At 69.2% G+C, this 19,009-nt stretch carries 20 protein-coding genes and 3 pseudogenes; 12 read left to right on the top strand and 11 right to left on the bottom strand.

All coding sequences use genetic code 11. The features are described from left to right. Positions 1-46: 46 nt before the first annotated feature. Together AB0N17_RS39665 and AB0N17_RS39660 are read right to left on the bottom strand one after the other, a co-directional pair. A complete protein-coding gene (locus AB0N17_RS39665; protein WP_366016528.1) occupies positions 47-400 on the bottom strand; it encodes a hypothetical protein in 354 nt (117 codons plus the stop codon). A gap of 483 nt (positions 401-883) precedes the next feature. Continuing rightward, positions 884-1,594 carry a type 1 glutamine amidotransferase domain-containing protein gene (locus tag AB0N17_RS39660; protein ID WP_366016527.1) on the bottom strand — a complete coding sequence of 237 codons (711 nt, stop codon included), beginning with the start codon at positions 1,592-1,594 and terminating at the stop codon, positions 884-886. A gap of 493 nt (positions 1,595-2,087) precedes the next feature. Between AB0N17_RS39660 and AB0N17_RS39655 the strand changes: the two genes are divergently transcribed. The 3 genes and pseudogenes from AB0N17_RS39655 (at position 2,088) to AB0N17_RS39645 (ending at position 4,663) form a co-directional block, all read left to right on the top strand. Beyond that, a complete protein-coding gene (locus AB0N17_RS39655) occupies positions 2,088-3,062 on the top strand; it encodes an alpha/beta hydrolase (protein ID WP_366016526.1) in 975 nt (324 codons plus the stop codon). Positions 3,063-3,263: 201 nt separating this feature from the next. Next, a pseudogene (locus tag AB0N17_RS39650) lies at positions 3,264-3,992 on the top strand (aldehyde dehydrogenase family protein); the annotation flags it as partial. Between the two features lie 149 nt (positions 3,993-4,141). Next, positions 4,142-4,663 carry a hypothetical protein gene (locus AB0N17_RS39645; protein WP_366016525.1) on the top strand — a complete coding sequence of 174 codons (522 nt, stop codon included), beginning with the start codon at positions 4,142-4,144 and terminating at the stop codon, positions 4,661-4,663. A 611-nt stretch (positions 4,664-5,274) separates the two neighbouring features. On the opposite strand, the gene AB0N17_RS39640 is transcribed toward AB0N17_RS39645, so the two are convergent. Then, positions 5,275-6,267 carry an immunity 49 family protein gene (locus AB0N17_RS39640; protein WP_366016524.1) on the bottom strand — a complete coding sequence of 331 codons (993 nt, stop codon included), beginning with the start codon at positions 6,265-6,267 and terminating at the stop codon, positions 5,275-5,277. 446 nt (positions 6,268-6,713) lie between these two features. On the opposite strand from AB0N17_RS39640, the pseudogene AB0N17_RS39635 reads away from it, so the two are divergent. Further along, a pseudogene (locus AB0N17_RS39635) lies at positions 6,714-6,821 on the top strand (IS5/IS1182 family transposase); the annotation flags it as partial. A 320-nt stretch (positions 6,822-7,141) separates the two neighbouring features. Here the strand turns inward: AB0N17_RS39635 and AB0N17_RS39630 are convergent. Together AB0N17_RS39630 and AB0N17_RS39625 are read right to left on the bottom strand one after the other, a co-directional pair. Further along, positions 7,142-7,324, bottom strand: a pseudogene (locus AB0N17_RS39630) (helix-turn-helix domain-containing protein); the annotation flags it as partial. A gap of 83 nt (positions 7,325-7,407) precedes the next feature. Further along, positions 7,408-8,652 carry an NADH:flavin oxidoreductase/NADH oxidase family protein gene (locus tag AB0N17_RS39625; RefSeq protein WP_366016523.1) on the bottom strand — a complete coding sequence of 415 codons (1,245 nt, stop codon included), beginning with the start codon at positions 8,650-8,652 and terminating at the stop codon, positions 7,408-7,410. 94 nt (positions 8,653-8,746) lie between these two features. On the opposite strand from AB0N17_RS39625, the gene AB0N17_RS39620 reads away from it, so the two are divergent. Continuing rightward, complete coding sequence (locus tag AB0N17_RS39620) at positions 8,747-9,370, top strand: TetR/AcrR family transcriptional regulator (protein WP_366016522.1); 624 nt, start codon at positions 8,747-8,749, stop codon at positions 9,368-9,370. A gap of 115 nt (positions 9,371-9,485) precedes the next feature. Here AB0N17_RS39620 and AB0N17_RS39615 read toward each other — a convergent pair whose 3' ends face one another. Both AB0N17_RS39615 and AB0N17_RS39610 read right to left on the bottom strand, forming a co-directional pair. Next, entirely contained in the window at positions 9,486-9,998 is a 513-nt protein-coding gene (locus AB0N17_RS39615) for a GNAT family protein (protein WP_366016521.1), read from the bottom strand. 189 nt (positions 9,999-10,187) lie between these two features. Continuing rightward, positions 10,188-11,432: a DUF2993 domain-containing protein gene (locus AB0N17_RS39610; protein WP_366016520.1), complete on the bottom strand. Its 1,245-nt coding sequence runs from the start codon at positions 11,430-11,432 to the stop codon at positions 10,188-10,190. Positions 11,433-11,656: 224 nt separating this feature from the next. On the opposite strand from AB0N17_RS39610, the gene AB0N17_RS39605 reads away from it, so the two are divergent. The 4 genes from AB0N17_RS39605 (at position 11,657) to AB0N17_RS39590 (ending at position 14,277) form a co-directional block, all read left to right on the top strand. Continuing rightward, positions 11,657-12,559 carry an NADP-dependent oxidoreductase gene (locus tag AB0N17_RS39605; RefSeq protein ID WP_366016519.1) on the top strand — a complete coding sequence of 301 codons (903 nt, stop codon included), beginning with the start codon at positions 11,657-11,659 and terminating at the stop codon, positions 12,557-12,559. Positions 12,560-12,633: 74 nt separating this feature from the next. Beyond that, positions 12,634-12,906: a hypothetical protein gene (locus tag AB0N17_RS39600; protein WP_366016518.1), complete on the top strand. Its 273-nt coding sequence runs from the start codon at positions 12,634-12,636 to the stop codon at positions 12,904-12,906. 353 nt (positions 12,907-13,259) lie between these two features. After that, the gene (locus AB0N17_RS39595; RefSeq protein WP_366016517.1) at positions 13,260-13,706 is read left to right on the top strand and encodes a hypothetical protein; all 447 of its coding nucleotides are present in this window, start codon (positions 13,260-13,262) and stop codon (positions 13,704-13,706) included. A 124-nt stretch (positions 13,707-13,830) separates the two neighbouring features. Further along, positions 13,831-14,277 carry a VOC family protein gene (locus tag AB0N17_RS39590; RefSeq protein ID WP_366016516.1) on the top strand — a complete coding sequence of 149 codons (447 nt, stop codon included), beginning with the start codon at positions 13,831-13,833 and terminating at the stop codon, positions 14,275-14,277. 27 nt (positions 14,278-14,304) lie between these two features. Here the strand turns inward: AB0N17_RS39590 and AB0N17_RS39585 are convergent, their stop codons facing one another. Then, positions 14,305-14,697, bottom strand: coding sequence for a hypothetical protein (locus AB0N17_RS39585; RefSeq protein ID WP_366016515.1), 393 nt, complete (start codon positions 14,695-14,697; stop codon positions 14,305-14,307). A gap of 118 nt (positions 14,698-14,815) precedes the next feature. Here AB0N17_RS39585 and AB0N17_RS39580 point away from each other — a divergent pair, with 118 nt between their 5' ends. Further along, complete coding sequence (locus tag AB0N17_RS39580) at positions 14,816-15,469, top strand: methyltransferase domain-containing protein (RefSeq protein WP_366016514.1); 654 nt, start codon at positions 14,816-14,818, stop codon at positions 15,467-15,469. 90 nt (positions 15,470-15,559) lie between these two features. On the opposite strand, the gene AB0N17_RS39575 is transcribed toward AB0N17_RS39580, so the two are convergent. Both AB0N17_RS39575 and AB0N17_RS39570 read right to left on the bottom strand, forming a co-directional pair. Then, a complete protein-coding gene (locus AB0N17_RS39575) occupies positions 15,560-15,877 on the bottom strand; it encodes an antibiotic biosynthesis monooxygenase (RefSeq protein ID WP_366016513.1) in 318 nt (105 codons plus the stop codon). Positions 15,878-15,991: 114 nt separating this feature from the next. Further along, the gene (locus AB0N17_RS39570; RefSeq protein WP_366016512.1) at positions 15,992-16,678 is read right to left on the bottom strand and encodes an SDR family oxidoreductase; all 687 of its coding nucleotides are present in this window, start codon (positions 16,676-16,678) and stop codon (positions 15,992-15,994) included. A gap of 350 nt (positions 16,679-17,028) precedes the next feature. Between AB0N17_RS39570 and AB0N17_RS39565 the strand changes: the two genes are divergently transcribed. Together AB0N17_RS39565 and AB0N17_RS39560 are read left to right on the top strand one after the other, a co-directional pair. Further along, on the top strand, positions 17,029-17,559 hold the full coding sequence (locus AB0N17_RS39565; protein WP_366016511.1) for a hypothetical protein: 531 nt from the start codon (positions 17,029-17,031) through the stop codon (positions 17,557-17,559). A 183-nt stretch (positions 17,560-17,742) separates the two neighbouring features. Further along, complete coding sequence (locus AB0N17_RS39560; RefSeq protein ID WP_366016510.1) at positions 17,743-18,315, top strand: EF-Tu/IF-2/RF-3 family GTPase; 573 nt, start codon at positions 17,743-17,745, stop codon at positions 18,313-18,315. Positions 18,316-18,412: 97 nt separating this feature from the next. On the opposite strand, the gene AB0N17_RS39555 is transcribed toward AB0N17_RS39560, so the two are convergent. Then, positions 18,413-19,009 (bottom strand): TetR family transcriptional regulator, encoded by a 597-nt coding sequence (locus AB0N17_RS39555; protein WP_366016509.1) that lies wholly within the window; start codon positions 19,007-19,009, stop codon positions 18,413-18,415.

Raw genomic sequence — 19,009 nt, 5'->3', positions numbered from 1 at the left:
TCGGCACGATCGTCCTGGGCTTCGTCTTCATGGCGGCGTGGCTTGTTCATAGCGACGCGGCTTGTTCGTGGAGCCGAGCGAAGGCGGATGCGTGGGGTGAGGTGGCGGCGAGGGTGTAGGTGACGACGGTCAGGCCGGGGGCGGCGGGGATTTCGAGGGCGTCGTAGTCGAGGTCGAGATCGCCGACGTCGGGGTGGTGGAAACGCTGTCGCCCGCTGCGGTAGTACTCGACGTCATGGGCGTCCCAGCGGGCGGCGAACTCGGTGCTCTGGGCGGCGCCTGGACGCCGCCGTTGCGTCGGCCGCCGCGCTGGCCACCCCCCGCCTGGGCGCCGCCCGACGAGCGGCCCCGTAACATGCTCTTGGCGTGCAGGGGCGCCACGCGCCAGCCGTCTTCGCAAGAGGACGGTCGCCGGCCCCGGTCATCGGGGTGCGTCGCTGCGCGCCGGTCAACCCACACGGCGCACCGAGTGCGCGTCCGCCTCGGGCGTGCCCTAGCGTGGAAGTGCCTTGCGCGTCGACAGGACCGGCAGGGCCTGGGCGGCCTCAGTACCCCGCGCTCTGGGCACGGGGGCCGCCCCCTCGGTTTCGATCCTGACCCCTTCCCGAGAAGGGTGCCGGCCCCCCGTTCGTAGCCGCGACCGCTGAAGAGGGCGCGTACGGCGGCGCCTGTCGTAAGGGGGCTACGAGCGTTGGCAACTGACGTCGGCGCCAAGCGTTCCGTGCTGCCCGCTGCCCGCTGCCCGCTGCCCGCTGCCCGCTGCCCGCTGCCCGCTGCCCGCTGCCCGCTGCCCGCTGCCCGCTGCCCGGCTGCCCCGTTGCCGCGCCGCCCCACCGGCAGTCCGGCAGTCTGGCAGTCCGGTCCGCCGGTCGGCGGGATCGACTCAGCGCGTCGCCCCGCTCAGATCGGCCACCAGCCGCCTGGCGAGCCGTTCCGAGGAAGTGGGGTTCTGGCCGGTGTACAGATTGCGGTCGACCACCACGAACGGGAGCAGGGGCAGGCGTCCCTTGACGTAGTTCGCGCCCTCATCGCGCAAGCGGTCCTCCAGGAACCAGGGAGCCTTGCGGCCGAAACCGTTGAGCTTCTCCTCCGCGTTGGACAGGCCGGTCATCCGGTACCCGGCGAACGGCCAGGTCCCGTCCGCGTCCCTGGCCGCCAGCGTGGCGGCCGGAGCGTGGCAGAGCAGTGCCAGCGGTTTCCCGGACCGAAGTACCCGGGTGAGCAGTGCGCCCGAGCCCGGGTCGTACGCAAGATCCTCCATCGGGCCGTGTCCGCCGGGGTAGAACACGAGGTCGAACTCGTCCGGGTCGATGTTCTCCAGTGCCTCGGGACGGTTCAGCGCGGCCTGGATCGAGTCCAGGTACCGGGCGACCTCGCGCAGCTTGGACGGCAGGCCGGCGGTTCGGGACATGCTCAGCCGGTCCAGTGTCGGAGCCGTGCCGCCGGGGGTCGCGATCGTGACGTGCCAGCCCGCCTCGGTGAAGATCTTGTGCGGCATCGCGAGTTCCTCGCCCCAGAACCCTGAGGGGTGCTTTGTTCCGTCGTTCAGCGTCCAGTGGTCGGCTGCGGACACGACGAAAAGGACCGCGGTCATGTGCGCCTCTCTCCTCCTGCGGTGGTGACGGATCCAGCGCCTCGGGGCAGCGGGACACGACGTCACGGGGTCGGTGATCGGCTCGGTGGCCCCGGGCAAAGGCCGGGCGTCGAGCCATGTGTGCGTTGCTTACATGACCCTAGGGGGCGATGCAGGCAGTGTCAACATTCCTGCCCGGGGCCCGGTGCCCGGTGCCCGGGGCCCGGGCGTCGGTCGCCCGGGGCTGAGGGGAGGGCCATCCGGACCCGGACGGGTGCGAGCCGGGCGCGCCCGACTCGCACCCGTCCGGTGCGATCCCTTCTCGTACCCGATACGTCCGGCAGGAGGGGTCGGAAGTCCCATGGGGGCCGTGTGCGGCGGTTGCGGGCTGCGCTGGGTGCGCCAACGATGGATCGGGGGAGTTGTGTCCGGGGGGCGACCGTCGCCAGCAGCGGCTGCTTCGTCAGGCCGTACGACTGGGCACTCCTGTGCCCGAGACGTGGAGTGAGTGAGCATGACCGATCTTCCACCGCCGATCACCCCGTACCTCGAACCCGCCGCGAAGGAGCTGACGGAGGCGACCGACCCCCACCCCCGGATCTACGAGGTTCCCCCGGAGCAGGGGCGCGAGATCCTGCTCGGCCTGCAGAGCGACTCCAGCGTGCCTCGCCCGGACGTCGACGAGGAATGGGTCGACGTCGACACCGGCGAGTGGGGTACGGTCCGCACCCGCATCATCCGGCCCAAGGGGGCGACGGGGCCGCTGCCGGTGGTGTTCTACATCCACGGCGCCGGCTGGGTCTTCGGAGACGACAAGACCCACGACCGCATCTTCCGCGAACTGACCGTCGGCGCGAATGCCGCGGGCGTCTTCCCTGTCTACGACCGCGCGCCGGAGGCGAAGTACCCCACCCAGGTGGAGCAGAACTACGCCGTGGGCCAGTGGGTCATGAAGGACGGGGCGGAGCATGGCCTGGACACCTCACGCATCGCCGTCGCCGGCGACTCGGTCGGCGGCTGCATGTCGACGGTCTTCGCGCTCATGAACCAGGAGCGTGGCGGGATCGACCTCAAGGCCCAGTGCCTGCTCTATCCGGTGACCAACGCCGACTTCGACACCCCCTCCTACCGCCAGTTCGCCGAGGGTTACTACCTCACCCGCGATGGCATGAAGTGGTTCTGGGACGCCTACACCACCGACCCCGCCCAGCGCGCCGAAGTGCATGCCTCCCCGCTGCAGGCGTCCCTGGAGGAACTCCGGAGTCTGCCGCCCACTCTGCTCATCACCGACGAGGCCGACGTGCTGCGCGACGAGGGTGAGCAGTACGCGAACAAGCTGCGCGAGGCCGGTGTCGACGTCACCGCGGTCCGGGTGGCCGGCATGGTGCACGACTTCCTCCTCCTGGACAGTCTGCGCGACACCCGCGCCGCCAACGTCGCCCGCAAGCTCGCAGTCGACTTCCTCAAGGCCGCGCTGCACGGCAGTTGAGGGGAAATCACGTCGTCCGCTCCCTCGTGTGCGGGGACTTTCGGGCCGGACCGGTCTGGCGTGGGTCGGCGGGTCGTGCGCCACTTCCGGATTGTTGACGGTGCTCACATTGGCGGATACGGTCATGTAATCGCTGTCAACATACGAGCCAGGGAGCCGCGCCGATGCCCTCGCCCCAGCAGGAAACAGTCAAGGTCGCGCGCCGTCGCCGCGTGCTTCCCCTCGGCCGGCCAGCTCTGCGTCTCCATCGAGCGCCTGTACGTGGCCGAGTCGATCCGTGACCGGTTCGTCGACGCGTTCGTCGCGCGCACCAAGCGGCTCAAGATCGGTGCTGCCTACGACTACAGCATCGACGTCGGCAGCCTCACGACCTCCTCCCAGCTTCGGACCGTCACCGCGCACGTCGACGACGCCGTCGCCAAGGGCGCCACCGTCCTTGCCGGCGGAAAGGCACGGCCGGACCTGGGGCCGCTGTTCTACGAGCCGACGATCCTCGCCGATGTCACCCCCGACATGACGCTGCACGAGCACGAGACCTTTGGTCCGGTCGTGTCGATCTACTCCTACGGCAGCGTCGACGAGGCTATCGCGCAGGCGAATGCCACGCCGTACGGGCTCAATGCCAGCGTCTGGTCCGGCAACGGGGCTCGTGGCCGGGCCGTCGCCGCCCGTGTGCACGCCGGCACCGTCAACGTGAACGAAGCATTCGCGGCCGCGTGGGGAAGCATCGACGCGCCGATGGGCGGCATGGGCGACTCGGGACTCGGTCGCCGCCACGGAGCCGACGGCATCCTCAAGTACACCGAGCCCCAGACCGTCGCCCACCAGCGCATCCAGGGCATCACCCCACCGGCGGGCATCAGCCCCGAAACCTGGGCCACCCTCCTGACCGGCGCACTGAAGGTCCTCAAGGCGGTCGGCGTCCGCTGAAACGCCAGAGCCCAGACGGCGCGGTTCTGACGGAACCGCGCCGTCAACGGCCGTCAGGAGGCGCGCCGTTCAGCCGCGTTCATCTCAAATGGGTGCGGTCCCCCAGGTGGTGCGGACGGGAAGCAGAGTATGCGCCTAGGTTGGCTCGCATGAGCGTGCGGGGGCGGAGTTACCGGTATGTCGGGCCTATTGAGGTGAAGGCTGCGGTCCGACCTGGCAGCGGCGGGTGCCGGATCGGCTCGGCGGCTGACTTCGGGAGATGGGTCGCTGAGCAATCGGCAGTGGAACTGGCCGAACCGTTCACCTTCGTGGTCGACGTGGAGGGTGTGCTTCGGCTGGCCCCACGGCGAAGCGAGCACGTTGCTTGCGCTGGAGGAGCATTGGTTCTGAGCGCTGGCGAGATCCGCTTCAGCCGTGAGGCGGGCCGATGGACGGTCGGTGATGTAAGCAACCACTCCACCGGGTACTGCCCGGACGTCAGCTCCTGGTCTGAAGTCGCCCGGGCGCTGGACACCGTAGAACTTGGGCGGCCGTCCGGCTTCACCTATGAGGTGGTATTCCGGCGGTGCCCTGGCTGCCAGGAGCACAACATCGTGCGCGAGGAGGATTTCGTCTGCGTCTTCTGCGGCAGTGATCTGCCTGAGGCGTGGAATGTGGATTCCAGCGCATGAGGGCGGTGGGTCACAGTCACCCGTTGATCGCTTGTGCCAGGTGCCGTTTCGCAGTCATCGGCGGAACAGATGGTAGGCCCAGGCGGCCCACGGGACATACCCGACGGGTACGTCCCTCCATGGAACGCCTGTCCGAACCCGGCACCGTATGCCGTCGATCAGCTGCCGTCGGAACCAGACGGGGATCATCGCGAAGGACACGGACTGAGACTCGGCGCCGGCGGGGCTACCGGGGTCGCAGGGCGTGGAGATGCGGCAGATGGCGTTCGCTGACGTGGGGCAGGGTGGTCTTCCGACCTTGGCTCTCGCACAGACGTACGTGCTGCCTCGGTAGGGGCGGGTCCGTCTCCACGACGATGTCCTGGATGTCGGTCCAGGCCCACTTCCGCACCCGCACCGCACCGCCCCCACCACGGCGATCCCGCTCGCCCGCACCACCGTGTGGGTTCGCTACAGGGACAGGGCCCACAAGCCGTCGACTCGAGCACCCTGCACGCCAGCATCAGCGCGATGAGCGCGAGCACCTTCAGCCGCGCGCGTCTGTCGGCGCGGTACTCCCGCAAGATCGCATCTGTCACGCCCGTCACGCCGATGCCCCGCCCCCGGGTGGCCTACTTGGCGACCCAGTAGCCCAAGTTGTTGCGGTTCCCCTCCGCCGCCCGGCGCTGCGCTTCCGGCGATCCCAGCAGACCGTACGGCAGATACCCGGACCGGACACCGAGTTCCCACCCATGGACCTGGACGGCGAGGCAGGCCAGGGCGAGGGTGCCGAGGGGGAGGAGGGACCGGGGCGCGGGATCACCGGCATCGGCCTCGACGCTCTCCCGGTACGCGACCAGCCGGGCGACGAGGGCGTCCTCGAAGGCGTGCTGGTCGTCGTCGAGGAGTACGCGGAGCAGCCGCTGGTCCGCGCTCAGCGCGTCGCCGACCTCGTCGAGCCGCCGGGCGGCCTCCGCGCGCTCTCCGGCTTCGGGCTTGCGCAGCGGGACCGTCGGCCAGTCGCGGGGCAGATGCCCGGCCGCTTCGGTGAGATAGGGGCACAGGGCGTCCATGGCGGCGAGGTCGGCGGGGTCGGAGACGGAGGTGTACCGGTTGTAGGGCACGCCGTCACGGATGGCGGGCGCGTAGTCGCCGCGCAGCAGCAGCCCGGTGACCCGCTCCCAGTCCCACACATGCCCGCTGACGACACACATCTCGAACATGTCGAGCCAGGTCCGCGCGGTGGGCGCCTCCTTGACGACGTCCCGGAAGGTGATGGGCCCGTCCCCGAACTCGTCGTCGTCCGGGTCCGTGCCGATCCGCTCCCCGACGAGGGGGAACCGGAGTTCCTGGTCCCCGTTCGGGAAGCACATGATGCTCAGCACTCCGTGCACACACTCCGCGGCGGTGACGGCGACCGTGCCGGCCGCGGCGTCGAGCCCCGGCTCCGTCACCGTTCGCGCGGCGACATGGTCGAGCAGTTCGTCCGCCATGGCCCGGATCAGCGTCGGTGAGATGCTGCCGTACCGCAGCGAGTGCCACCGCGTGTAGGCCCGACCGTCGATGTCGTCGAGCGCCTCGGCCAACCGCTGCTCACCAACATGATGGCAAGTCACATCCCGCACGCGCCCCGTCCCTTCACGAACTCCACGACTGGACGAAGCACGATATCAACGGGCACTGACAGCACCAGAGCGTATTCCTTCGGATCACCTTGCCGACCAGATGAAGATGGCGGCGATGCGGAGTCCGGCGAGGTGGATGGCGGCGGTCCTGACGTATCGAGTGGGTGCGCCACGAGGCGCCATGGAATCGAGTGAGGTGAGAGACCTTCACCACCGGGTTGTCGTAGCAATCCGATTGCAGCTGGGGGCAGTTCGGCTCGGGGGATGCCGAGCCGAGCGGTAAGCAGCCCCGACAACGCCGGGACGGGTTGGTACTGCCAGACGACCCGGGTACGGCTAGCGAGACAGGAAGGTGCACGCGAGAAATCAGTGCCTGACGCCCCGTAATTACGACACCGGCTCGAACCTGGCGGATCTGGGCCGGACGCAGTGCACGACCACCAGCACTCGCCGGCCGCCGACTCCACCGCCGCTACGACCGCAAGGCCGAACACTTCCTCGCGTTCGCGGGCATCGCCGCAGCCCTCATCTGCTCTCGCAGACTGGCCCGATGAGATGTCTTCTTGACGGGCCTCAGTTGGTCGCGGCGAGCGACGCGCACCTGGGACCCTTCCCGCGGTATGCCTAGTGCTCTGACCGGCAACGTTCACCGGTTTGCCATGGATGAACGGAAAGTCGGGCAAGACGGAGCCGATGTCCGGGCTACTGCGCTGAGGGAGCGCGCTGTGCGGTGAGCACGGGCTGGTAGTACCCGCTGGAGGCCGGACTGTGCCAGACGATGTTGGTGAATCCGGCTTCAGCCACGAACTCTGTCAACTGCGGGGGCGTCAGCGCCCAGTGGGTGGTCCGGCGGACTCGGACCTGCCAGGTCTTTGCGGGGACGGCCTCCCGCCCACCGAGGGTCCAAGCGGGCCAGACCGATCTCGTCGAACCGGTGGATCACGTCCCGGACCGTGTCCTCGTCGGCCTGCACCAACTTCGCGATCACCGGCACGATCTGCTGCAGCTTCTGCCCCTCCCGGTCCGTCAACCTGCGCACACGGGCAGGCTCAGCCACCACACCCCCAGCGGTCAGATCGGACGTCACCGTTCATCCAACCGCTCGGACACCCAACCCGGCGAACCTACGTGGTCAGAGCACTAGGCGGCGCCCTGTGACGCGGACAGCCAGGCGCGGTAGCGGCGCAGGGCCCGTCGCTGCTTCCGCCGTTCGGAGATGAGGGCGAAGGCCGGGTGGGTGCTGGGGGTGGGACGGCTTCCGCGGGCGATCCGGCGCATCTGGTGGCGGACCTGCGCCATGCCGGCGGCCGAGGCGAGGGCCTTGTCGGACCAGGTCACAGGCCGCAGCTGCCCGTCGGCCTCGCGGCCCTGGCGCCAGCGGTCGGGCAGGTCCGGGGTAACGGCGAGGGCCGTGCCCATCCCGATGAGCGCCACGCCGTTGTCGAGGACCGTCTCGGCGGTGGTGCGCTGGGTGATACCGCCGGTGAGCATGAGCGGCAGCGGGCTGGTCTTGACCAAGTCCTTGGCCAGGTCGAGGAAGTAGGCCTCGCGGGCCTGCGTGCGCGCGTCGGCGGGGCGGCCCGACATCGCCGGGCTCTCGTAGCTGCCGCCGGACAGTTCGACCAGGTCGACGCCGAGCGGTGCGAGCATCTCGATCACCTGGCGTGCGTCGTCGGCGTCGAACCCGCCGCGCTGGAAGTCGGCGGAGTTGAGCTTCACCGCGACCGCGAAGGAGGGGGAGACGGCGGCGCGTACGGCGCGGACGACGTCCAGCAGCATCCGGGCCCGGTTCTCCAGCGATCCGCCCCACTGGTCGGTGCGCTTGTTGACCAGGGGTGACAGGAACTGCGACAGCAGGTATCCGTGTGCGGCGTGGATTTCCACGCCGTCGAAGCCCGCCTGTTCGGCGCGCCGGGCCGTGACGGCGTACCGGGTCACGGTCGCCTGGATCTGCTCGGGGGTCATGGCGACGGGGCGGCCGAAGCGGCTGCTGTGCTTGCCCAGGTCGACGGCGACCGCGGAGGGACCCCACACGACCCCTGGCATGTCGGATCCGATCTGCCGGCCGGGGTGGTTGATCTGCATCCAGATCGCCCCGCCGCCGCACTTGCCGGCCTTGGCCCACTCGATGAAGGGCTCCAGTGGCGCCGCCTCGTCGAGCACCACACCGGCGGGGCCGGTCAGCGCCTCGGCGTGGACCATGACGTTGCCGGTGATCAGCAGGCCGGTGCCGCCGGCGGCCCAGCGCCGGTACAGCCCGAACAGCTCCTTGTCCGGGAGCTGGCCGTCGCCGGCCATGTTCTCCTCCATGGCCGCCTTGGCGATCCGGTTGTTCAGCACGTGCCCGGAGCGCAGGGACAAGGGCGAGAACAGCTCGCTGGTCATCCGAGTTCCCCTCTCGATCTCAATCGCTTACGATGTATACAGCGTTCACATTAGAGCGGCGATGTAAGCGATGCAAACATGGGGAGTGTGACCTATGCCGCAAGCGGGCGGCACCTACCACCACGGCGATCTGCGCGCCGCCTGCCTGCGCGCCGCGCGGGAACTCCTCGAGGAGGACGGCAGCGCCGGACTCTCCCTGCGAGCCGTGGCCCGGCGGGCCGGCGTGTCACCGACGGCCCCCTACCGCCACTACGCGGACCGCGACGCACTCGTCTCCGCGGTCGCCGCCCAGGGCTATCGCGAACTCGCCGAATATCTGGCCGCGGCGCACCCCTCACCCACGACTCCGGACGGGCTCGCGGCGATCGCCGTCGCCTATGTCCGCTTCGCGCTGGAGCGCCCGGCGCTGTTCCGGGTGATGTTCGCGGAACCCTGCGATCCGAACAGCGAGGAACGGGTCGCCGCGACCACCGCGATCTCGGAATACGTCCGCGGGATCGTCCGTGGCGCCTTCCCCGGCGCCGACGTGGAGGCACTGTCGACCACGGTATGGGCCCTCGTCCACGGCCTGGCCTTCCTGCACCTCGACGGCAAGCTCGACGCCTCCACCCCCGAGGTGGTCGCCGATCAGGTGCGGGCCGCCGTCCATGCGCTGTTCACCGCCCCTGCCGCGATGTCACGTACGGCGGGGGGACCGCCCGAGCAGGCGAAGGCGTAGCGGGTCGCACGGCATCGCGGTCGGCGAGCCCTTTTTTGGGCGCTGCGCATGCTGGCGCGGGCCGGTCCTCGTCGGCGGCTGCTCCCTGCCATCGCCCCCCGGCCCGTGGGCGGGGTCAGCGCGTCAGTTCGGTGGCCAGAAGGTCCATCAAGAGGCCGTCGTGCCAGGTGCCGTCCGGACCGCGCTCGTACTGCCGCATGATGCCGACCGGCCGGAACCCGGCCTTTTCGTAGCAGCGGATCGCCGGGATGTTGTCGGCCGCCGGGTCGATGACCAGCCGGTGGTAGCCGTACTCGTCGACGAGGTGGCGGGCCAGTGTGCGAACGGCGTCGGTGCCCAGTCCGCTGCCGTGCACGGCGGGATCGAGAAAGAGATCGATACCGGCGTGCCGATAGTCCGGCTCCTCCTCGGAATGCCACTGGATCATGCCGGCGATCCGCTGCCGATAGCGAACGGTCAGGCAGTTGCAGCCGGGGTCTTCGAGGTCGGCGGCGACGTCGGCCTCGAGATCGTCTCCGCCCCTCCATCGAGCCCGTACCTCGGGAGTGGCCCGGATGACGGCCAGGGCGGGAACGTCCTCGGTGACGGTGGGGCGGAGTACGACGAGGGCGCCATGCAGCACGGTCATGGGCTGGGAGATTACGTGACGGGAGCCTTGCTGCGCGCGACGAATTCGGGTCGACCGGTCCTCACGAGCGGCACGCTCCCCGCCGAGGCCGGCGTCCCGGACGTCGCGGTCACGGGACGCGGGCACCGTCCTCGGCGCCCCCGTCCCGTGCCCCTGAGCGTCGGCCGGCGCCCGGTCCGAAGACCGCGATCAGTGGCCCAGAAGCAGCCCAGACGCCGAGACGTCGGCGCGGATGCCGTCCTTGTCCACCGTCACGCGCTGCAGGCGCAGGGCGCCCGCGGGCGGTTTCGGCAGCTGGAACGCGAAGGAGAAGCGGTCGGCGATCTGCGGACGGGTGAGCTTGGTCAGCGTCGTGAGCAGCGACAGGTCCAGGCCCAGCCGCTTGAGGAGCTGCGGGTGGGCCATGGCCGCGTCCACCAAGTTGACGCGAGTCAGGCGGTGCAGGAAGCGCGGCGCACCGGTCAGTCGGTGCAGGCGGTCCTCGTCGTGCAGTGCCGTCCGGACCGCGCCGTCGGGGACGCCCAGGCGGTGCACGATCTCCGGGATCGACAGAAACGCCTTGATCTTCTCCGCCTCACGGGTCAGACGGCGTGCGGAGGCGCCGGTCAGGTGCAGCCCTTCGGCGGGCCCGGTGCCGGGGCGGTACGTCGCGAGATCGCCGATGTCGAGCCGCATTCCGTCCACGGAGGCCGCGATGCCGCGCTCCCCGTCGCGCCGGATGCGCGCGTCGGCCCGTACCCACAGATCGCGCCCGGCGATGCGCAGCGAGCCCCGCGCCTGCACACGGCCGGGACCGTGGGCGGTGAACGAGACCTGAGAGGCGCCGAGTTCACGGTTCATGTCGGCGAAGGAGAGGAGGACCCGGCCGTGCATCTTCCGAACGAGGGCGCCACGGATGGCGGTTGGGCTGTCACCGTCGATACGGATGTCGTCGGCGTCGGCGGTGACCTGGGTGAGGGTGACCCGTTGGGCAGGGATGTCGGGGACGGTGACCTGGACCGAGTCCAGGTGCCGTGCGGCCAGCTGGGTGAGGAACGGGAAGCCTCCGATGCGCACCTCGGGCGCCGCGGCGAGGTCGAGTTCGTCCTTGAGCCGTTCCGAGGCCTTGTGCTCCGCGTAGAGCAGAGCCCAGCGATCGGCGAGGGTGACGAGGCAGGCGAGGGTGAGGGCCCAGGCGAGGAGTCTGACGATCGTGGGCAGGCCGGTGGCGCGGTTGCGGCGGCGGCCGCCCCGCCGGTGGTTGGGCGGCGCCCACGGCTCCTCGGAGTCGTCCTCCTGCCGGGGCACGGTGGTGTCCTCGGCAAGGAAGCTGTCCAGCGGATCGTCCGCCAGTGACGCCAGTTCGTCGTACGGATTGCGGCTGAGCGGAACCCTTTCGGAGGGAGGGCCGTCGGACTGGGCAGGTTGATGCGTCTGTATGTGGGGGGTACGCATCGGTAGATTTGATCACATACCGCCACCCGAACCGCAAGTCCTTCTCCAAATCATTGGCGAAATAGGCCAGTTCGGGGTCGGTGCGCCCTTCCACGGATGCACCCGGGTAGGCTCGACGCATCGGAGTAGAAACGTGCTCTGGAGCCGAGCCGATGGCCGGACAGGGCGTACGCGCGCACGCGGTATCGGACGATCCGCCACTCCTTCCGCGGAAGGAGTGCGTCATGAGGGCAGCACAGTTCAGCCGGTTCGGCGGCCCGGAGGTTCTTGAGATCGTCGACCTCCCCGATCCCCGTCCCGGCGCCGGCGAGATCCGGATCAAGGTCCGTGCCGCCGGGATCAACGCCAGCGACTGGAAGAAGCGTCAGGGCCTGATGGATCAGGAACTGCCCCAGACCCTGGGCTATGAGGCTGCCGGCATCGTTGACGAGATCGGCGACGATGTGTCAGGTGTCGAAGTCGGTGACCGGGTCTTCGGAGCCTCACCCTACGGAGCCGCGCAAGCGGAGTTGGCCCTGCTGTCCTCTTGGGCGCCCATCCCGAAGGCGCTCGACTGGGCGAGGTCTGCGGCGATCCCCGCGGCCGCCGAGACCGCAGCGCGCTCGCTCGACCAGCTTGGTGTCACGGCGGGCAGCACCGTGCTCATCAACGGGGCGTCTGGCAGTGTCGGGAGTGCCGCTGTCCAACTCGCCGTGGAACGCGGGGCGCGGGTCATCGGCACAGGGAGGCCAGGCGCGCACGACGCCCTCCGCGCGCTAGGGGCCGAGCCGGTGGCATACGGCGACGGGATACCGGAACGAGTCCGGCTGATCACACCTACGGGTGTCGATTTCGCACTGGACGTCGCCGGCAGCGGCGTCCTTCCCGAACTCGTGGATCTCACGCGCGCACCCGAACACGTCATCACGGTCGCCGACTTCCACGGCGCGCGGCAGACGGGTGTCCGCTTCAGCCGCGGCGACACCGGCCGTGCCACCTACGCGCTGACCCAGGTCGCTCGAATGGCCGAGATGGGACGGTTCTCCGTCCAGGTCGGCCGGACCTTCCCCTTGGCCGATGTGGCCCACGCCCACCGCGTCGGCGAAGCCGGGACCGTGCGCGGCAAACTCGTGCTGCTCGTGGACTGACGGGTCTTCAAAGTGAGTAGTCGCTCCTTTGGACAGCATCCTGACGATGACGTGCAGGGGTGGAGAACCGGGGTTTGCGCCCAGGATGGCTGGACGACGTTCTGGACTTCATAGGGATCAACTTCCCGAACGTCGACGAGGACGACCACCGCGACATGGCCGACGCCATGCGGGAGTTCGCAGACAAGTTCGAGGGTCACGGCGCGGACGCGCACCGGGCGGTGTCCCGGATCCTGTCCTCCTCCCAGGGCCGGGCCGTCGACGCCACGGAGAAGCACTGGAACCAGCGCCCAACCCCATCGCATACGTCACCAACCCGCACACCCGGATGGACCCCGAGGGCCTGATCGCCACACCTGGACACGCCCGGCTTCCGGACCGAACTGTCGAGCACGGGATCCAGCAAGCAGAGCGACGAATGGCTGGCGAGACAGCGGAAGCTGATCGACGCCGGACGCTGGGACCAGGCCATGAAGATGGACATCGACGAAACCGTTGTCTATACGGCAACAAGTACGACACCCACATCAAGGACATGGTCGACAGCCTCAAGAACAACAGGAAATTCCAGGCCGTGCTGACGAAGAAGGGCTGGCGATAAACTACGACATCCTGAAATGACGCCGTCATGGAACCACGAGGTTCGGCAATGGATCTGGTACTCGACCCTCCGCGCGGCGTTGCGCCGATCCTGCTGGGCATGACGCTCGACGAAGCGGTCGCCGCAGTGCCCGACTGGGGTGAGCCCCGTGTGCTGCGGCGCCCGAGCCGGAACTCGGCGAAGGCGTCCTGGACCCTCGACCACGTCGGCGTACAGGCCTTGGCCGAGGGCGGAACCCATGTCACGGCCATCGAGTTGTGGTGGCCCGGTGAGGGCCGCACGTCCAGCACCCACGTGCTGCTCGACGGAGACGAGGTTTTCACCTCCCCCGCCGCGATCCTCTTCCAGCGCGCCGCCGAGCGAGACTGGACGGTCGACACGTCGCAGCCTGAGTACCCGGTGATCCCGGGCGTGTCGCTGGGCTTCACCCGACAGACGTCTCAGGAGGTCGAGCGCGACGCCGACGGCCTGCCGACGTACGTCACCTCGGTCCTGGTGGCCGGCAAGGATTACTACGACTACCGGTACCAGGACCGGGGGAAGTAGGGGACCGGGACATGGGCCGATGACTCGGGGGACCTGCTTCGGTCACGCCGGGTCAGAAGGGCATCGCGGTGACAGGTCCCCGTCCGCACCCAGTGATGAGTACGAGGACGAGGGAGAGACCAGCATGGCGATTCAGCGGATGGACAACGTCGGCATCGTCGTCGAGGACATGGATGCCGCCATCGCGTTCTTCGTGGAACTCGGTATGGAGCTGGAGGGCAGAGCGGAGGTCGAGGGCCACTTCGCCGACCAGTGCACCGGACTCGACGGCGTCCGCTGCGACATCGCGATGGTCCGGACCCCGGACGGTCACAGCCGGCTCGAGCTGGCGAAGTACCGCAGCCCCGCGGCGATCACCGCCGGGCCACGCGACCGGCCGCACAACATTGTGGGCACGCACCGCGTCATGTTCGCCGTCGACGACCTCGCGGACACCGTTGCCCGCCTGCGCCCTCACGGCGCCGAACTCGTCGGCGAGATCGCCCGGTTCGAGGACAGCTATCTGCTCTGCTACCTCCGCGGCCCGGAGGGCATCATCATCGGACTGGCCGAGCAACTGCGCCTGGGCTGACCGTTGGTGGGGGTAGGCTGCGCCCGGCTACTTCTTGTGCTTCTCATCGTTGTTCTTGAAGCAAATGACGAAGTTTCCGGGGCCTGACTGGGTGAGCGAGCCGGTCGTGCCCGGGACGTCGGAGCAGGAGAAGGTGTCGACGACCCCGTTCTTGTCCATCTTGAGGACTTTGTAGTCGGCGTGCGGGTCGGTGCAGTCGAGCTTCTCGGCCTTCGCAGCCTTGTCCGTGCCGACGTTCTCGAAGCAGTCGCCGGCCTTGAGTGTCGCGGACTGGTCCTTCGTGTCGCGCGGACCCCAGACGCAGAACGCCACCAGGCCCGCGAGGACGAGGACCACACCGAGGAATATCAGGCGATTGCGTCGTATCTGCGCCGAGGTGTACGAGGCGTTCGGGCCGCCCAGGGGCGGTATGTGGGACACGGCTGGTTCCTCAGGCAGTTGGGACTTGCGAAGGGGTCCCGAATCTAGCGCATGTTTTGGATCGGCCGTGACCGCTGCTCGCCGCCGGTTCGTGAGTCGCTGCTCTAGGGTCTCCCGCATGGCCGAGCCCTCCTTTCTGACCGCTGTCCGGGAGTCGTACGACACGGTCGCCGCCGAGTACGTCGAACGCGTCCCGCCTCCAGCCGAGTTGGACCCGTTGTCCCGCGCGATGCTGGCGGGGCTCGCCGAACTCGTGCGGACGGCCGGTCTGGGACCAGTCGCGGACTTGGGGTGCGGGCCCGGCCGCATAACGGCCCACCTGGCCGGGCTGGGAGTGTCCGCCTTCGGCGTCGATCTGTCACCGAAGATGATCGCCCTGGCCCGCCACGCCTATCCGGACCTGCGGTTCACCGAGGGCTCGATGACGGCCCTGGAGACGAGAGACGACGCACTCGGCGGCATCCTGGCCTGGTATTCCACCCACCACACGCCCCCGCAGTGGCTGCCGGCGGTGTTCGCTGAATTCCACCGCACGCTCGCGCCCGGCGGCTTCCTGCTCTGGGGAGACTACGTCGGCGATGAACGGCTGCAGCCGACCCACGGCTATGGCCGGCCAGTGTCCTATGAATCGCACCTTCTGCCCCTGGGCCACATGGTCGGCCTGCTGGGCCAGGCCGGACTCGTCGTCACCGCGCGACTGGAGCAGGAGCCCGCCGGACGGGTGAACAGACCGCACGCCTGCCTCCTGGCCCGCAAGCCCGAAAGGCCCTGACGGGGCATTCGGGCACCCGTTCGGGCACCGCCGGCACCGCCGGCCGGCCGGTCGCGTGGAACTGTCCCAGGGGCGTCCCGATGAACCGTGCTACTCGCCTTGGGCAGGGTATTTGCCGGCGTACGGGCGGAGGCGTTCGATCAGCGTCGATTCCGCGTACTTCTCGCACTCGCGCAGGAAATGGCGGACATGCGGCTGACGTGCGTGCTCGTCGAAGGCGGCGCGGTCGGCGTAGAGCTCGTAGAAGAGGCGCTGGTTCGGCGCTCCTTCGACCTCGCAGCAGGCGTACACGAGTGTGCCTGGCTCATGCGCACGGACCGCTGCGGCAGCCTCTCGGACCAGCTCGTCGAATGCCTCTCCCGCTCCTTCACGCAGTGTGAAGCGGACGCACAGCGCGATGTGACTCATCCTGCCTCCTCCTTCGCACCACCAGTCTCACCACGTATTCGCCGGCCCGCTCGCGGAAACGCGGCCGACTGCCACGCGTCCATGACGTTCGCAGCCCGGTGCTCCGACGAGTCCTCAGCGTTCGGGCGGTCGTGACAGGGCCTGCTTGACCTGCCTGGTCCGCTCGTCGGCGAGGACCTCGACCTGGTCGTTCGCCAGGGCCTCCATGGTCTGCTCCGCGACGTCGGTGGCACTGATCTTCGCTGCGTCCGTGAAGGAGCTGAGATCCGTCTCCACGAAACCGGCGTGGACACCGACCACGAGCGTCCCCTGGTCCCGCAAGCCCTGTCGCAGCGCACCCGTCAGCGACCACTGGGCCGCCTTGGAGGCCGCATACCCGGGGTAGTCGGGCCGCGAGGCCCAGGAGGCAACCGACAGCATGTTCACCAGTGCGCCGCCGCCGTTGCGGGCCAGGATGGGGGCGAAGGCACGGGAGACGGCCCAGGTGCCGAAGTAGTTGATCTCCATCGCCTGTCGCGCACCGTCGAAGGAGCCGGTCAGGAGCTTGGTGTCGAATCCTCCGACGCCGGCGTTGTTGATCACGATGGTGACGTCGCCCGCCGCGGCAGCCGCCGCGGCCACGTCCTCGGGCTCGGTGACGTCCAGGCGCAGCGGAGCCAGGTCCGCATCGTCGACACTCGCCAGGTCGCGGACCCCGGCGTAGACCTTGGCCGCACCGCGGTCGATCAGCGCACGGGCGAACGCGCGCCCGATGCCGCGGTTGGCGCCCGTCACCAGGGCCACCGATCCTTTGATCTCCATCGCGCTTCCTCCCTGCGGACAAGGGGTGCTCCCTGGGATCGGCCCAGCGCGCCTCGAACCGCGGCGGACGCGCCCACGCCCATGCACGACATACGCTGAGGGGCACCGCTGTCCCAGGGCCGGGCCCGATTTCTCAGCTGCTTCCAGGGCGATGCCGAGCGGATCGTTTCCTCACTGCCAGCCTGCACCGGATGTCGCGGCTTCGCATGAGCGGTCCCCGGGGACGCGCCGGCCGTCCAGGCCGTATGTGACTACGAGCGCGTTCGTCATACGGCGAGAATGGCGGCATCGCCGTGGCGTCCTTCGACGGAGGGCCCGGCCGGTTTCGCGGCCTCCTTAGAGTGGACGCGATGAACGATGACGCTGAGGTTCTGGACCTGCTGCACACGCTGGATCGGCTTGCGGCGCCGGACCATCTCGAGTTCCCCGAAGGCTTCGACTACTCGCTGGCCAGGGCGCAAGCGGGCCGGCTCAAGGACCGGCTGGACGAGGACTTCCGGCAGGCGTGCAAACTCGATGACCAGATACAGGACGCCAGTTACTACTTCAAGATCACCATTCCGGCCGAGGCGGCCGAGGCGGGCATACCCGTGGGTGTGCGGCTGAGCAACTACGGCAACCTCGCGGTGGTCACCACCCCGATGCCCGACAGCCATGACGACCTGGACCATGCCGTCCTGGGAGGCGCCCTGTCGGCAGCGGACCGCCGCCGGATAGAGTCCGCACTCACTGAGTGCGGCTACACACTGATCCCGCCACGGCTACTGCACCGCCCCTATGACGGCGTGACGCCACTCGCCGACGAAGGGCCCTTCTATGCCGGCTACGGCCCCCATCAAGGCCGCGCGACCTGGTGGACCCGCTACTTCGAATACTTGTGACGTGCCACGTCCACCGGCTGCTTGCACGTGGCTGCCGGCGCAGGCCGGCCAGGTCGTACGCGCCCGCCCTCCTCAGTCACGCACACTGGTCCTGGTCCTGGTCCTGGTCCTGGTCCTGGTCCTTGCCCTGGTCCGGGTCCTGCTAGCTTCGGATCCCGGTCGTGGCCGGTGACAAGGAGCCTGATGGCAGCAGGGAACGAACCATTTCTGATGTGTGTCGAGGACGTCTTCGAACGCAACCAGGGACGGATGGTCATGCTGACGGGCCGGATCGAGCGAGGGCGGGTTCGCGAAGGCGACGAGGTGGAGATCGTCGGCTTGGACGGCGGTCCGATCCTTCCTGTCCGGGGCATCGAGACGCATCGCCGGCGTATCGGGGAGGCGGGTGCGGACATGAATGCGGGCCTGCTGCTGCCCGGCGGGGCGTTGGGCTCCGTCGAACGAGGACAGGTGCTGGCGACGCCCGGCTCGGTCGGTGCGCATGCCTGCTTCACGGCGGACATCACACTGCTGGCCGACGAACACGGCGGTGCCGACGTACGCACTGGTGATCGTCTGCAGTTCCACCTCCGTGCCGCCGTGGTACGAGGGGCCGTCACCCTGCCCCACGGCATGGACGCGCTCCAACCACTGCACGGGGGAACGGTCACGGTCGCGCTCGAACGGCCCGTCGCCCTCACGGAAGGCCAGTCGTTCGCCTTCCGCCACCACGGCCGTGCCGCCGGGACAGGGACCGTCACCCGGCTCTCGAACTGACCGCCCTGTCGCTACCGCGCCGGGCTCAAGCGCGGAACCCCCCTCGCTGGCCACGGGCAGGTGGCGAGAGCCGTGCAGCGGCCCGAAAGATCAACTGTCACCGCAGCTGGCTGAAGGCCAGATCGGCATCGGCCACGGCCTCGGGATGGACGTCGTGGGCGGTTCGACCGTCGGCGATCTTCTGCCAGTTGGTCCGGGCGAGCACCCGTTGGACCGCGAGCACCTGGGCGGCGCGCAGGCGCGCCTGGATGCCATCCCCGAGGGCGTCCGCCAGTGCCTCCTCGTCCTCGAGCTGGTACCGCGTGAGCCGTCCCGCAAGGCTCGGTGTGGTGAACACCAGCCGATGGAAGGCCACCACCTCGGGATGATCGTTGAGGCCGGTGACGGGGTCGTACCGATCGAGGCCGGCCCGGAAGTGCCGGTGCAGCGCCGTCATCGGCTCGACGCCTGACCCGCGGTCACGGACGACGCGTGCCGCTTCGCCCTGGTGGTCCGCGAACCGGTGCAGCACCAGGTCTTCCTTGGTGGGGAAGTACCGGAAGAGGGTCGGCTTGGAGATCTCGGCCGCGGCGGCGATGTCGTTGACCGAGACGCGGTCGAAGCCGCGCTCCAGGAACAGCGAGACGGCCGCGCCGCCGATGGCGTCGCGCGTCCGCTCCTTCTTGCGGGCCCGCAGCCCTGTCGGCTCGCTCAT

Origin of the sequence: Streptomyces sp. NPDC051133 (genome assembly GCF_040682635.1) — a bacterium.
Taxonomy (GTDB): Bacteria; Actinomycetota; Actinomycetes; order Streptomycetales; family Streptomycetaceae; genus Streptomyces.
This window is presented reverse-complemented; position numbering and strand designations above follow the sequence as displayed.